The sequence below is a fragment of the Vibrio sp. OY15 genome (assembly GCF_000742455.1).
Taxonomy (GTDB): Bacteria; Pseudomonadota; Gammaproteobacteria; order Enterobacterales; family Vibrionaceae; genus Vibrio; species Vibrio alginolyticus.
The window spans coordinates 329,164-344,040 of record NZ_JPIL01000012.1; the positions used below are offsets into that span (position 1 = coordinate 329,164).

At 44.0% G+C, this 14,877-nt stretch carries 12 protein-coding genes; 8 read left to right on the forward strand and 4 right to left on the reverse strand.

The window, feature by feature from the left end; genetic code table 11:
- The first annotated feature begins 19 nt into the window (after positions 1–19).
- From IJ23_RS15540 to IJ23_RS15570, 7 genes are all read left to right on the forward strand, one after another.
- On the forward strand, positions 20–220 hold the full coding sequence (locus IJ23_RS15540) for a restriction endonuclease subunit S (RefSeq protein WP_005375165.1): 201 nt from the start codon (positions 20–22) through the stop codon (positions 218–220).
- A 246-nt stretch (positions 221–466) separates the two neighbouring features.
- Positions 467–1,135, forward strand: a complete 669-nt coding sequence (locus tag IJ23_RS15545; protein ID WP_021707603.1) for a LuxR C-terminal-related transcriptional regulator — start codon at positions 467–469, stop codon at positions 1,133–1,135.
- A 228-nt stretch (positions 1,136–1,363) separates the two neighbouring features.
- Positions 1,364–2,020 (forward strand): LuxR C-terminal-related transcriptional regulator, encoded by a 657-nt coding sequence (locus tag IJ23_RS15550; protein ID WP_005383910.1) that lies wholly within the window; start codon positions 1,364–1,366, stop codon positions 2,018–2,020.
- Positions 2,021–2,226: 206 nt separating this feature from the next.
- The gene (locus IJ23_RS15555) at positions 2,227–2,817 is read left to right on the forward strand and encodes a calcium-binding protein (protein WP_033906739.1); all 591 of its coding nucleotides are present in this window, start codon (positions 2,227–2,229) and stop codon (positions 2,815–2,817) included.
- Between the two features lie 152 nt (positions 2,818–2,969).
- The gene (locus IJ23_RS15560) at positions 2,970–4,688 is read left to right on the forward strand and encodes a type I secretion system permease/ATPase (protein ID WP_033906740.1); all 1,719 of its coding nucleotides are present in this window, start codon (positions 2,970–2,972) and stop codon (positions 4,686–4,688) included.
- Complete coding sequence (locus IJ23_RS15565; RefSeq protein WP_005383906.1) at positions 4,663–6,003, forward strand: HlyD family type I secretion periplasmic adaptor subunit; 1,341 nt, start codon at positions 4,663–4,665, stop codon at positions 6,001–6,003. The genes IJ23_RS15560 and IJ23_RS15565 overlap by 26 nt, the downstream gene beginning before the upstream one ends.
- Before the next feature lie 95 nt (positions 6,004–6,098).
- Complete coding sequence (locus tag IJ23_RS15570; RefSeq protein WP_033906741.1) at positions 6,099–6,947, forward strand: mechanosensitive ion channel family protein; 849 nt, start codon at positions 6,099–6,101, stop codon at positions 6,945–6,947.
- A gap of 95 nt (positions 6,948–7,042) precedes the next feature.
- Here the strand turns inward: IJ23_RS15570 and fhuB are convergent, their stop codons facing one another.
- Genes fhuB through IJ23_RS15590 form a run of 4 tightly spaced genes read right to left on the reverse strand, consistent with a single transcriptional unit; the run spans position 7,043 to position 12,866 of the window.
- The gene (gene fhuB / locus IJ23_RS15575) at positions 7,043–9,010 is read right to left on the reverse strand and encodes a Fe(3+)-hydroxamate ABC transporter permease FhuB (protein ID WP_033906742.1); all 1,968 of its coding nucleotides are present in this window, start codon (positions 9,008–9,010) and stop codon (positions 7,043–7,045) included.
- Positions 9,007–9,936: an iron-siderophore ABC transporter substrate-binding protein gene (locus IJ23_RS15580; RefSeq protein WP_033906743.1), complete on the reverse strand. Its 930-nt coding sequence runs from the start codon at positions 9,934–9,936 to the stop codon at positions 9,007–9,009. Before IJ23_RS15580 ends, fhuB begins: the two co-directional genes overlap by 4 nt.
- Positions 9,927–10,712: an ABC transporter ATP-binding protein gene (locus tag IJ23_RS15585; protein WP_005375174.1), complete on the reverse strand. Its 786-nt coding sequence runs from the start codon at positions 10,710–10,712 to the stop codon at positions 9,927–9,929. The genes IJ23_RS15580 and IJ23_RS15585 overlap by 10 nt, the downstream gene beginning before the upstream one ends.
- Before the next feature lie 51 nt (positions 10,713–10,763).
- On the reverse strand, positions 10,764–12,866 hold the full coding sequence (locus IJ23_RS15590; RefSeq protein ID WP_033906744.1) for a TonB-dependent siderophore receptor: 2,103 nt from the start codon (positions 12,864–12,866) through the stop codon (positions 10,764–10,766).
- 145 nt (positions 12,867–13,011) lie between these two features.
- Here IJ23_RS15590 and IJ23_RS15595 point away from each other — a divergent pair, with 145 nt between their 5' ends.
- A complete protein-coding gene (locus tag IJ23_RS15595) occupies positions 13,012–14,865 on the forward strand; it encodes an ABC transporter ATP-binding protein (RefSeq protein WP_033906862.1) in 1,854 nt (617 codons plus the stop codon).
- Positions 14,866–14,877: the final 12 nt, after the last annotated feature.

Below are 14,877 nucleotides of genomic sequence, written 5' to 3' on the forward strand. Positions count from 1 at the left end.
TTAATTTTAGGTAAGTACTATGAATGACTTCGAAAAAGAACTAGAGCAAATTTCTCAAGAAACCGCTCAGGAGCCAGAAGTAAAACTGCCGTCGCTAGAAGAGCAAAAAGCGATCGTCGCTGAGCTGAAAAAGCTGGAAGCGGAAGGTAAGCTGACGCCAGAAGTGTTAGAACAACACTTTGGTAAGTTTAACCAAAAAAACGCAGTTCCAATCCACTAAGTTAGGTGGTGTTTTGCCTCTAACGTGCGTGATTAAATCACCTGCTCAAACACAAAAAGGGAGTTTACACTCCCTTTTTTAATGTCTGAAAAATGCTAATACCTCTCACATACTTGCCACTTAAAAATTATTGACACTTCAATGAGTTATTAATTAGTACTAGTGATTTTCATACTTGACAATACTACCGCTCTATCTAAATCTATTGCGTATTTCAATAAAAACGACCAAGGGAATGCGATCAGGATGGAGCAGCAAAAAAAAAGAAACGTTATTTTAATCACGGAGGGAAGTCTACAGTCATCTCTGTTGAAAGATGTATTGGAGACCAAACTCGGTATTAGTGTTGCTCTAATCACGCCAGATAATCTGATTCACGGAGTGTTACATGAATCTCTTGCATCAGCCATTATTGTTGATTGCAGCGTGATCACGGATGAAATTTTTCGCCGTTATGCGGAGTTTAAAGCGGCCAAGCAGAAAGACACGCTTGAAATCTTAATTAATTGTGAGCAATCCATATCGACAGAAGATCTCTTTGCTTGGCGTACTTTGGCCGGTATTTTCTATACCTCTGATGATATAAAAACGTTGCAAGTTGGTATTGGTAAGGTGCTTCAAGGAGATATGTGGTTCAGCCGTAAGTTTTCTCAGCAGTACATTACTTACCTTCGTCGACATTGCAAACCTATAAATAAGAATGTTTCCGCTATTCTGACCAAACGAGAGCAACAAATAATTACCTTTCTTTCCATGGGGGCGTCCAATCAACAAATCGCCGAACAATTATTTGTCAGCGAGAATACGGTAAAAACGCATTTACATAATATTTTCAAGAAGATTGATGTGAAAAATAGAGTTCAAGCACTTATTTGGGCAAAGGAAAATATTTCAGACAACTCGTTAACGGTGTAATGCTATTGCAATATTAGGTTGCCTAATTTAGTAAACTCTTAATAATTTCTGTGACCTGAATGTGTTAAAAGTGTTTCTTTTATGAGAAACACTTTTTTTGATTCTCTTTTTAATAACTTTAGAATTTAAAAAAGTAGCAAATAACTTTACTCTGTGAACTAGCACTTACATATCAAACTAAGTGCTGACGATTAACTACTAATTTAAGAATGTTAAGTCACTGAAAGTATGAGAAACATTATGGAACAGTATATGGAAAAGCCTGAAATCCTAATGCTCACTCAACAAAGTTTACAGAGTGAAAACTTTAAGGAAATGCTTTCTAAAAATACAGAAACTAAAATAACGATCATTGATACTAAGAACCCTAGCTATCATGAACTCATTCCGGAACGCTACTTTTTGCTTGTTGATTTTTCAGTTGAGATTCCTTCCGAAACTTTAGTTTATTTAAAAGATAGTAATAAAGTGCTAGGAACCATAATGCTTAATCTAGGTTATGACTTAGACACAGAAGAACTCGCTTCTTGGCCTCATGTAAAAGGTATATTTGGTCCAGGAGATTCAATGGACAAGGTTTGTCAGGGATTAAAAGCAATAATAAAAGGGGATAACTGGCTGTCTCGAAGATTACTTGATCAGCTAGTAAATTATTATCGAGGTAGAGAAGCAAATAACATTATCGAACCTGCTATTGAGGTTGAGCTTACTCGGCGTGAAGTTCAGGTTTTAAAAATGTTGAAAGAAGGTGGTTCAAATATGGAAATCGCTGATTCTTTATTTATCAGCGAGCATACTATTAAATCACATCTATACAATATTTTTAGAAAGTTAGAAGTAAAGAACCGTACGCAAGCTACAAGTTGGGCTAAGAGAAACCTGTAGTACTAGTATTAACTTGCTGTAATAAAAAGAAAATACTCTATAAAGTACTAAATTTTATATTTATTATTAAAATGTCAGTCTGAAATATCATCCCATATTCAAACTTATTCCTATTCAGTTGACTATTAGACTTCTCATGTCGTGACGAATCTAGTCAGACGTGGAACAGAAGGTCTATTCAATTAATAAGCTAAGAGGGAATAAAAATGAGCGCAAGTGACAATGACACGTATTTAGGCGATGCAGGTGTAAATAACCAATTTGCTGATTTCGATGGCGGCGATGATTTGTTTATCGGTTTTGGTGGTAATGACTCGTTTGTTGGCGGTGGCGGTAATGATTATGTGATCGGCGGCGACGGCGATGATCGCCTAACTGGTGGTGCAGGAGATGACATCCTTAGGGCTGGTACAGGAAACGACTACCTCGGCGGTGGTACCGGTAATGACTTGCTGTTGGGTTTGCTGGGCGACAATAAATTAAATGGTGGTGTCGGTGAAGATATTCTTGTTGCTGGTTCTGGTGACAACGTTTTAGTTGGCGGCAGCAATGGCGATAAGTTTGTGTTCACGGATAAGTTTGGTGGCCATGGCGAAGCCAAAGTTGTTGACTTCATCATTGGTGAAGACTCTTTGCACATCATTAGCGACTCTGTCACTGACTTTGGTGATTTAAGCTTTAGCTACGATGCAGTTGGGAATGCAGTGTTTACCGATGGGGCTGATCTAACAGTGAAACTTATTGGCGTGACTGAAACTGACATCAACACCTATGGTGCAGATCTGTTCGTAATCTAAACGACTGAAAATAACTCTGGATGGGAATTAGTTTGCGTGGCTCTGCCATGCTGAGGTGAACTAATCGGACACTCTAGAGCGATTTGAGGTTACCTTAAGCTAGGCGCTAGTATTTCTGGCGCCTACAATTTTCACGTTAAACGGAAGTAGTCGTGCAAAAAACGGTTTTCAAAGAAGTGAAACAAAAACTATGCACGCTTGCGGGCTTGCTGATCGTTTTTAGCCTTTTTATCAACTTATTGGTTCTCTCGATTCCGTTGTACATGCTTCAAGTGTACAACCGAGTGATATCCTCCTACTCAACCGATACTTTATTCTTGCTCACTGTCATCGTAATTGTCGCGCTGTTAACCATGTCCATCATCGACATTGCACGAGCACAAATGAGTAAATCTTTTGGTTATTGGATGGACACAAAACTCTCCGCTTTCATGCTCAAGCGCACGATTCAATATCAATCACATACCGGGAAGAGTTATACCTCGCAAACTCTGAGAGACATTCAGAACATCAAAAGCTTTTTGAGCAGTCAAGCACCTTATCCACTGTTGGATGCGCCCTGGACACCGCTGTTTATTTTATTTGTGTATTTATTGCACCCGATACTAGGTCACATCGCGTTACTTGGATCTATCGTATTGTTTAGCCTAGGTCTACTTAATGAGCTAATGACGCGTAAAACAATGCAAGAGAGCGAAGTCAGAGCGATTTCTCATATCAACAACGCAGAATTAGCCACGCAAAACTCCAATTCAATTCTCGCAATGGGGATGATGAATGCATTTTTAGAGAAGTGGCAGTCGCGCGTGAGTGAAGTGAATGTGCTTGAAGAGCGAGTTGCAGGTAAGTCCATCTACATGGCTAACTTTTCTAAGTTTGTGCGTGGATCACTACAGATATTTTTACTGGGAGGTGGTGCATGGTTAGTTATCCAACATGAGATAACGGCAGGGGCGATGATCGCGAGCTCCATATTAATGAGTCGGGCATTATCGCCGATGGAGCAGGCGATAGGCACGTGGCGAAGTGCGATGTCTGCTAAAGGCGCCTATAAAAGGTTGAAAGAAATCGATGCGATCGTGCGCCAAGATGAATCAGATATGCCACTGCCTAAACCAAAAGGACACTATGAGCTTACCGGACTGGCCTATCGCCATCCTGGAGCAACCGAACCAGTGCTGTCATCGATCAACTTATCGATTCCTCCGGGGGTTGCTGTTGGGGTGATTGGCCCTTCTGGTACGGGTAAATCGACGTTTGCTCGGCTGTTATTAGGTACGGTTAAGCCATTAGCGGGTAAAGTGACTCTTGATGGAATGGAAGTCTCCGTATGGGCATCTGAAGATCGCGGCGTGCATTTTGGGTATCTCGCTCAAGAGGTGGAGTTATTTCCTGGCACAATTCGAGAGAACATCGCGCGCTTTAAAGAAGAAGACCCCGCTAAAGTCATCAAGGCGGCTCAACTAGCAGGATGTCATGAATTAATACTCAAGAAAAACAAAGGCTATGATTGCATTATTGGTGAAAATGGCCGTGGTTTATCTGGGGGGGAAAGGCAGAGAATCGCTCTTGCAAGAGCCGTTTATGGCGACCCACCTATTGTGATTTTCGATGAAGCGAATGCCAACCTCGATGGTGAGGGAGAGGCTGCGTATCAACGTTTGATTGCCCATTTAAAAGCACAGAGTACAACGATTATCGTCATTGCCCACAATCCGAGTACGTTACGACAAATGGATAGGCTGTTGTATTTGGCTGACGGCCGAGTCAAGTTATACGGCGCTAAAGATGAAGTATTAAAACGTTTGATGGGCGAAGAAAGAACAGATATCCCAAGGGTAAGAAATGAGCAATCAACTGCCAACCGTTAATCAGAGTTCTACCGAGATCGTATACCGTTTTAGCCCCAAAGCGAGACTAAGCTTTCGAAAACCAATTTTACTTGGTGTGGTGACCTTAAGTGTTTTTCTTGGAGGCCTTGGCTACTGGGCTGCAACAGCCAAATTAGAAAGTGCAGCGATTGCTTATGGTGATTTGTCTGTTCTCACTAAGCGACAAGAAATTCAGCATTTAGAAGGCGGTATTATTGAAAAGCTATATGTACAGGAAGGGGATTTAGTCGAAAAAGGTCAGTTATTAATTCAACTTTCTAAGCGTCAAGCTATGGCTAAGTTGGATTCGTTAAGTGGTCGTTTTATCCATACTCTAGCAAAGGAAAACCGTTTAAGTGCGGAGCTTGATGAGCTTCCAACGATTGTATGGTCTGATGATCTTGAAAGCATTCCCCGTGTCGATATCGTACAAGAAGCACAACTGGTTCAAAACAAGATCTTTGAAGCGAGAAAGCGATTCTTTGATAGTAAACTGAGTATCATTGAGCAGAGTATTTCTGGAGCAAACTTAGAGCTTGAAAACCTTCAGCAAACCAAAGTGATTGAGACGGAACGGCTCAACTTTATTGCTGAAGAAATAGACAGCAACCAAGCCTTGGTGCAAAAAGGTTTCTCGGGAAAATCTACTTTACTTCAACTCAAGCGCTTAGCAGCGGAGGTGAGAAGTACCTTAAGCCAGTTAGATAGGCAGTCGCTCACCGTTAGAAAAAGGTTAGATGAGAACCTAGCGCAAATTGAAGAGTTGAAGCTTGAAAGGCTGAATGAGATTGTCGAGGAACTACGAAATACCAAAACGGAAATTGTCGCAATTCGGGAAGAATATCGCTCCGCTCAAGATATTGTCGCAAGAACAACGATCAACGCACCTATTTCTGGTCGCGTAGTCAACATGCAAGTGTTTACCGAAAAAGGTGTGATTGGCTCGGGTGAAACGTTACTAGAACTGGTCCCGCAAGACGATAAGTTGTTAGTCGAGGCTCGTGTTAATCCTCAGGATATTGATTTAGTGAATCCAGGCCAGCAAGCGCATGTTCGTCTGACCGCTCTGAATGCACGGACGTTGGCACCTTTAGACGGTACTGTGCTGACGATTTCTGCCGATAAGCTCTCGCAAGAAAACCAAGAAGATTTTTATCTCGCTAGAATTGCAATTTCACCGGAAGATGTGACAAAACATCGTTTAACCTCAGGCATGAATGCCGAAGTGCTTATTTTATCTGAGCCACGAACGCCATTGAGCTACCTAATAAAGCCAATTACAGAAAGCATGAATCGCGCCTTCAGAGAGGAGTAATTTCAAAAAGACTTGAGTGAGCACGGACAACAGACAAAATAATTTGTTATCGTTAGCTGTTACTGGGCCGTATTTTTATTCGAGGGAGCCGTGGAATGGAGAAAGTGCAGTTAGTTGTCGATTTTCTTCTCATTCATAAATTGATTTTTACCGCACTGATCTTTGCGATTATGTGGTTAATTCGTCGTGCAATTTTATCGATGATTCGTGGTGATCACGCTTTTCTCTCAGAAGATCAGCGTAGTTGGATGTCCAGAACTAAAAATGGCACCTTTGCTGTTACATTACTGATTTTATTTATTTTATGGCAATCAGAAATTAACGAGTTTGCTCTGAGTGTAACGGCGATTGCCGTTGCCATTGTAGTGGCATCCAAAGAAATCATTTTGTGTTTTACGGGTTCGATTCAAAGAGCAAGTTCACGTTCTTTTCGCGTTGGGGACTGGATTGAGGTCGGGAAGTTATGCGGTGAAGTGATTGAGCACAATATGATGGCGACGGTGATTCAAGAGATCGACCTGCATCATGGGCAATATCATTACACCGGCAAAACAGCGACATTGCCTAATAGTATGTTCTTTACCTATCCAGTAAAGAACCTCAACTTCATGAAGCGGTACGTTTACCACAACTTTTCTGTAGTGGTGAAAGACTTCGTCAATTTGTATCCACTGCTACCGATTTTAACTGATAAAATTGAAGAACATTGCAGTTACTTTGCTGATGTTGCACATCGTTACAATGCGATGATTGAAAAACATGCCGGTGTTGACCTTCCTGGTTCTGAGCCACATATGCATATTTCTAGCAACATTAATGGTGAACAAATTCTGCACGTGATGATTTTCTGCCCAACCGATAAAGCGAACCACTTAGAGCACTTAATTCGTAAGGACTTTATGGAACTTTATGAGCAACGTTTTCCTGTAGTGCGAGAAGAATAGAGCATCGTACTTCGCCTTTAATTTCAACCCCCGCTATCAAAATAGCGGGGTTTGTTTTTCTTAGCGTATTTTTAGGCTGTAACAATATTCCCAACTTAGCTGAATTTACTCTTCAGCATTAAAAATAGGAAGTAAGTGCTGCCTATAATAGCGACCAACGTGCCAGCTGCGACCTGACTTGGATAAATAGCGATTTGTCCTAGCCAATCTGCCCACAACATTAGGGTTGCGCCAATTAAGGCACCGACACACAGTTGCTCTTTCACTTTTCTTGCTCCTAACATCATCGCCATATGGGGAGCGACCAAGCCAACAAAAGATATTGGACCAACTGTAGCGGTAGAAAAGGCGCATAACAAAGCAACGATGGTGAGCATAAGCGTATTGGCTACGGTAGGGTTAAGCCCTCGTGCATTTGAGAATTGTCGCCCGATGGAAATTAGTGTTAGCCAACGAGAAATCGAGAATACAGCGGCAAGCAGAACTATTATGGCCAAACATAGCATCAGTGCGGTGTCGGCTGTGACTCGATAAATAGAACCAGTGAGCCACAATAAAATTTTGTAACTGTCACCTGAGCCTTGAGCTAGCGAAAATTGAACGAGGGCTTCTAATAGTGCCGTTAGTGCGATGCCGGACAACACGAAGTTAGATGGATTAAAATGGCTTCGTTTACCGATAATCAGCAATAACATCAATACGGACATACTTCCGAAAAAAGCGATACCCCAGCTAAATGCGGAGAGAAGCGACCCAGCGATGACTCCTGTCGTAATAATGGCAAACGTGGCTCCGGAAGACACACCGAGAATATCGGGACTTGCCAGAGGGTTATAAACAATGCGTTGCAAAATGATTCCGGCAACGGATAGCGCAATACCGACAGAAAGTGCGGTTAACATTCGCGGCCAACGCAATTGCCATTGGAACTCACCTGGCACAGACCATTGAATTCCGTTTATACCATGGGTAACGAATGAGTAAGCTAGAATCCCAACCATACTGAATAGCGCAATGCTGCATACCGCGCGTTTAGAAAGCGCCGTTTTTCCTTGGCTCATTGAAAGGTTAAGTTGATCGGTTGCCGTCAGCTTTTTACGAGTAAACCAAATTAAAGCGGGAGCGCCAATAGCTGCAGCCGCTACGCCGCTAGGAATGGTTTCCTCTAACCATAAGCTCAGCGAGATAGCGGCAGAGTCTGTGATGATTAGTAGCATTGCGCCCAAAAGCATGCTGCTGATCAATTCGTCGCGCGGTGTTCTTGCCCCCATCGCTCTGGCAATATTGGGTGTCAGTAATCCGATGAAGCTGATAATACCAACTGCGGTGATTGAGGCAGATACCAGCCAAATACCCATCACCATTAATGCACCAAACGCGGGTAATACCGCTAAGCCTCGGGCTGCTGCGCCTTCTTGTCCCAGTTTCATTAAGGTCAGAATACGTGGTGCGACGATCAAAATTACGATTGCGATAGCGCAGCGAGGCAATAACCACTCAAACCAATCCCAGCTGTATTGAGAAAGGTCTCCTGCTCCCCACATAAAAATATTCTGTGCGAACTGGGCGTTTAAAATAATAATGGCTGTGGCGATAGAACCGAGCAAGATATTGATCACCATCCCCGAAACGACCAACGGCAAACCTGTCATATTACGCACGCCTGCAATTGATACGATCAGGCCAAACGCCACTAAAGCCCCCACCATTGCGGCTAATGCAGAGTAATCGGCTACCCAATCGACGAACCAAATATTTACCACGACTAATGCAAGCCAAGCACCAGAAGAGGTGCCAAGAGTCAACGGCGAGGTGAGGTTATTCTGCGTTAATTGCTGCATTAAGCTGCCGGTGAGACCAAGCATGGCACCAACAAGCAGGGTCATACTTAACCTAGGAAGCTGCGCTTGCGTAAAGAATACGTCACGAAACTCGGTTGCTACCTCTGGTTTTGTTAATAATTGCGATTGTTCGAAAAGTGATAAATTAGTATCAATTTGTAGGCTAAAGACGCTAAGTAATGTAATCAGCGCCAGATAACCAATATAATGTTTCGTTCTCATTGTTCTGGTGCCAACTCTATTAGACTGTCGGTAATCGCTTCTGCGGTGTATTGCAAAGACATGGCACCGCCATACGCCCACACTGCTCTGACTGAATTTACCCGCTGCTTTTTCACAAACGGCATCGCTTGCCAAAGTGGCGACTCTTTCAGTTTTCGTTCTTCTGGGAAAGGTTGTACGTAGAGAACGTAGCTGTTTTGAAGGCTCTGAAGCCGATTGATTCGATCTTGCTTTACTCCCCACGCACGTGGGTCCTCTTTAATTGGAGCCTGTAATCCAAGTTTTCTAACCACGTAGTCAGTGGTGGAGTTTTCGGTTGCAAGTAATACAGTATTCGGAGTCGAAAATCGCATCACAAGAACGCTGAGTGGAGCAGAGTAATAGTGGCGAATTCGCTGGCGCATCTGCGCAAATGAAGCATCTAATTCTGCCAATTTCTGTTCAGCAAGTGCCTCTTTATTGAATAGCTTGCTGAGCGTACGAAAGTGACGAATGGCCGTTTCAGCTGCGGCCTCATTTTCAGAAAAATTAGGTAAATAGATTACCGGAGCAATTTGTTTGAGTAACGGAATCAAGTCTTGCTGTGGAGACGCAGCAAGAATGACATCTGGTTTTAAACTGGCTATTTTTTCTAAGTTGGGCTCTGCTCGGGTTCCAATATCTTCAATTGACTTTGGTGCGGTTGGATTGACGACCCATTGGCGGTAGCCTGGTAAATTTGGGGCTGCGATTGGTTCTACGTTTAGCGCCAAAACTTGTTCTAAGATGTCCCAGTTTAAGGCTACAACGCGTTGTGGCGCGTGCTCAAAACTATGCTCACCATATTCATCGGTAACGGTGATGACTGCATGTGCATTGGTCATAAAAAATGCGAGGAGAAAAGCAGATTGTGTAACCACAGTAAGTAAACGAGCTATTATGCGCATACAACAGCCACCTTTTGGCTCGCTAATGTGTTAGCCGGGCTTGGGTGTTCAATCAGCTTAATTGGTGACTCATATAGTTTAGAAAGGCGTGCCTCGTCTAACAACATGTCGGCGTTGCCTTCAAAGGCAATCTTACCTTTTTTGAGCGCAACAATGTGGGTGGCGTAGCGCAGTGCTAAGTTCAGATCGTGCAGGATCACGATAATGCCTACATTCTCGGTTCGATTCAGCTCTGCCAGCAGCGCCATTAGTTGAAACTGATGGTGAACATCGAGCGCCGAGGTTGGCTCATCGAGAATTAAAATTGGCGATTGTTGAGCCAGTAGCATAGACACCCAAGCACGTTGGCGCTCACCGCCCGATAAGTCATCCGCCAAAGCTTGAGCAAAAGGTGTAACTCCTGTTCGTTCCATAGCCTGCGTGATGATCTGTTTGTCTTCGGTTTTCCAACGACCAAGTGCCCCACGCCACGGAAAGCGACCTAAGCGCACTAGCTCTTCTACCGTTAAACCAGCCGAAGAGGGCAGCTTTTGTGGCAAATAGGCGATCTGTTTTGCCAACTCTTTGGTTTTAAGTGATGAAAGGGAAGTATCGTTTAGTGTTACCGTACCTTTATCTGGCGACATTTGACCAGAAAGCAGGTTCACCAGTGTCGACTTACCTGAACCGTTATGGCCTAAAACGACCGTTAGCTCATTTGTTGGGATGTTAAGTTGTTCGATGCCGAGGATCTGACGTCCACCTCGCACGATCTCAATATTAGACAGTTGAAACATGGATGGCTCTTAGGAGAAAACTCCCCTCAATAGAGGGGAGTAGAAGTACAATTACCAGCGGTAGTTTGCGTTTAGCATAACAGAGCGAGACTGGCCGTAGTAACACCAGTAATCGCAACCTGAAACAAACTCTTTATCTAGGATGTTGTTCACGTTTAGCTGTGCTTGCCACTGTGAAGTGATGTCGTAAGTGACTGACGCATCCCAAAGAGTGACTGAAGGAACCGTTAGGTTCGAGCTCTTAGGGTTATCTTTTGACTCACCTACGTAGCGCACACCAGTACCGATATTGAGGCCTGGAATCAGGCTGTAGGCGCTGTAGTCTACCCATGCAGAAGCTTGGTGCTCAGGAATAAGTGCGGCTTGTTTTTTACCTTGGCCAAAGCTCTCATCTGTTTTCGCTTTAGTGTAGGTGTAGCTTGCCATCAGTTTTAGATCGTCTGTTAGCTGCGCCGTGCTTTCTAGCTCAACACCTTGAGATGTCACTTCACCTGTTTGTGTCGCAATCCATGTTGATGGGTTAGTGACCAACGCGTTCTTTTGCGTGATGTCGAACCATGCAAGGTTGATAAAGCCATCTATAAAGCTTGGCTCATACTTCACCCCCACTTCTACTTGCTCGCCTTCCAGCGGTTTGTAAAGTTCATTGGTTGCCGTATCAATAGTGCTGATCACTTCAAACGACTGAGAGTAGTTTGCGTAAGGTGACAGGCCATTGTTTGCAAGGTACATCACACCCGCACTTAGAGATAGCTGACCATCATCACGAGATTCACTTTGATCAACGGTAGCGCCTTTGCCAGAGTTTTCTGTTTTCACCCAGTCGTAACGAGCACCGATGTTACCAATCCACTGTTCATGCAGTTTCAATTGGTATTGTGAATAGAGACTTGCTTGAGATTTCTCAATCTCACGTTTCACGTTGTCGGCAGGATCAAGAGGGGTGAAGTTGCCGTAAACTGGGTTCCACGGATTGATGGTGCCAAATGCGTAGTTGTCCTGCTCGTCGCCATCGGTTTTGTGGAATTGCAGATCCATACCGATAAGCACTGTGTGCTCTGCGTTGTCTGTCATCCAGTTGCCGACAGCATTGTTATCGAACGTGATGCTCTGGTTTTTTCCGTCACGGAATACGATGCCTTGCGTTAATTCTTCTTTCGCTGGATCGTTGTTTGAGAACGCGTAAGAGCTGCGCAAGTACAACTCATTCGAACCGTAGTTGAGGTTTTGCGAGAGTGACCACGTGTCATTGATGTCGTGCTCTAGTAAGTAACCCAGAGAAAACTGCGTGCGTTCGTATTTATCGTAGTTTGGCTGACCAAGGTTAGTCGAAGGATCGATTTTGCCAAAGTTAGAACCAATCAGAGTACCTGCTGCTGGGAAGAATGGGTTAGTTGGTACACCGTCATCACGAAGGTAAGTTGCCAAAACGGTCAGCATTGTACGGTCAGAAATGTCGAACTCGACACTTGGCGCTAGGTAGAAACGCTCGTTGTTTGTGCCGTCCAGTTCACCATCTTGGCTTGTCATCAAGCCAACCAAACGATAGCGCACAGTGCCTGCGTCGTTTGCTTCGTCAGCAATGTCAAAACCTACGGATTGGTGTTGGTTGTTGCCAACTTCGACTTTTACTTCGCCTTGAGGCGTAAACGTTGGTTTTTTCTGCACCGCATTCACGATACCGCCTGGTGCCGATTCACCAAACAGAATAGCCGATGGACCTTTAACGACTTCTACACTTTCTAGGCCGTAAGGTTCGACCAACCATGTGTAGTAACCATCGCGGAATAGGCGGTTGCCGTTTAGGTAAGTCGCTGCATCAAATCCACGAACTTTGAACCAATCAGTGTCGTTGTCTGCGCCATAAGGCTGAGCGGTTACACCAGACGTGTAGCGTAACGCTTCATCTAGTTTTTTCGGTGCACGAACACGAAGTTCATCTTCAGAAATGATAGATACGCTGCGCGGCGTTTCTGCTGCCGGGGTTTCTACTTTAAGTGCTTGCGCGGTGACCGTTATGGTCTCCATGGCAATCACGTCACCTTGTACGACGTCTTCTTGAGCTTGTGCTGTGAATGCAACCACTGCAGTAGGTGCTAAAGCACAAACCAACGCGTTGCGGATCGCGATGGTCAGTGAGTTATTCTTTTGCATAAATCTATTCCTGATAATTATGATTAACACCAAGCTTAATTGTAATTATTATCATTTGAGCTTTTGTTTCGGTATTTTACTGACTTTTGTATCAAAAGATAGTAAAACGTTCGCAAATTCATTCGCGGTACCTAAAGTCATTGTTATGTTCAATTGGTTTGAAAAACTGACCCAACCCTTTCCCCAGATGGAAACCGAAAAGCCACCGAAGACGCTATTTGGCTTTTGTCGTTTTTACACTCGTGGCTTTGAAGCCCCTTTACTCGTTATGGCTGTGTTCAGTGCGCTTATTGCCATTACTGAGGTGACGCTGTTGCGTTATATGGGCGAGCTCGTCGATATTCTCTCTAATCAAGATCGCGCAACATTCTGGCAAGACCAGGGTGATCGCATGCTAATGATGCTGTTCTTAGTGGCGGTTGTGATGCCAGCTCTCGGTTTTGTCCACTCAATGGTGATGCACCAAACGTTATTGGGTAACTACCCGATGTCTATCCGTTGGTTGATTCACCGTTACTTGCTAAAACAAGCGGTTGGATTTTTCCAGCGAGACTTTGCAGGCCGAGTTGCGACCAAAGTGATGCAAAGTGCGTTAGCGGTACGAGAAACGGTCATGAAGCTAGTGGATGTACTGGTTTATATCAGCGTTTATTTTCTTTCGATGCTCTGGATGATGGGCGAAGCTGATGGTTTGCTAATGTTGCCTATTGTGATTTGGATAGGAATGTACGCGGTTATCCAGTTCTACTTTATCCCTAAAATGAAACAAGTAGCGACGGAGCAAGCGGATGCTCGTTCTGTAATGACTGGGCGCATTGTCGATTCTTACACCAACATATCTACCGTAAAGCTATTCGCGCACTCGCAACGAGAGTTGGAATACGCAGAAAGCAGCATGAAGCAATTTTTGGTGACGGTTTACCGCCAAATGCGCATGGTGACTTGTTTACTGTTTAGTGTGGATGCCATCAACTATTTGCTGCTGATGTCTATTAGTGCCATTTCGGTTTATCTATGGCTAGATCACGCTGTAACAATTGGTGCTATTGCGATTGCCATCAGTATTGCGTTGCGCGTACAAGGTATGTCGAAGTGGATCATGTGGGAAGTTAGCGCACTGTTTGAAAACATCGGTACAGTAGTAGACGGTATTAATACGATTTCAAACGATGTTGAAGTGAAAGACGTACCAAATGCTAAGCCTTTGCAAATCTCTCAAGGTGAGATCTGCTTTGATCACGTAGGTTTTAACTACAGTGACGAGAAGGCGGTATTTGAGAACTTGAACCTGACTATCAAACCGGGCGAAAAAGTCGGCATTGTCGGTCGTTCTGGGGCAGGTAAATCCACGTTGGTCAACTTGTTGCTGCGTTTTTACGACGTAAATACCGGTAAGATTTGTATTGATGGACAGGACATTTCTCAAGTCGAACAAGAGTCGCTTCGCCAACACATCGGTATGATCACGCAAGACACCTCTTTGCTGCATCGTTCAATTAAAGAGAACATTCTTTACGGTGATCCAGATGCTTCAATGGATGCCGTTATCGCAGCTGCTGAGAAAGCACATGCTCATGATTTCATTCAATCTCTACGAGACGAGCAAGGTAACGTTGGCTATGACGTTGAAGTGGGTGAACGCGGTGTGAAGCTGTCTGGTGGTCAGCGTCAACGTGTGGCGATTGCTCGCGTTCTGCTGAAAAACGCGCCAATTTTGATCATGGATGAAGCAACGTCTGCACTTGATTCAGAAGTAGAATCGGCAATTCAAGAAAACCTTGAAGTTCTGATGGAAGGAAAAACAGTGATTGCGATTGCTCACCGTTTATCAACGATTGCCGCGATGGATCGTTTGATTGTAATGGATGACGGCAAAATCATTGAGCAAGGCTCGCATTACGAGCTGCTGCAATTGGGTGGTGTTTACGCTCAGTTGTGGAAGCATCAAACCGGCGGATTTTTGTCTGAGCAAGGTGATGCTCAACTGCAAGTCATCTAATATGACGCTACA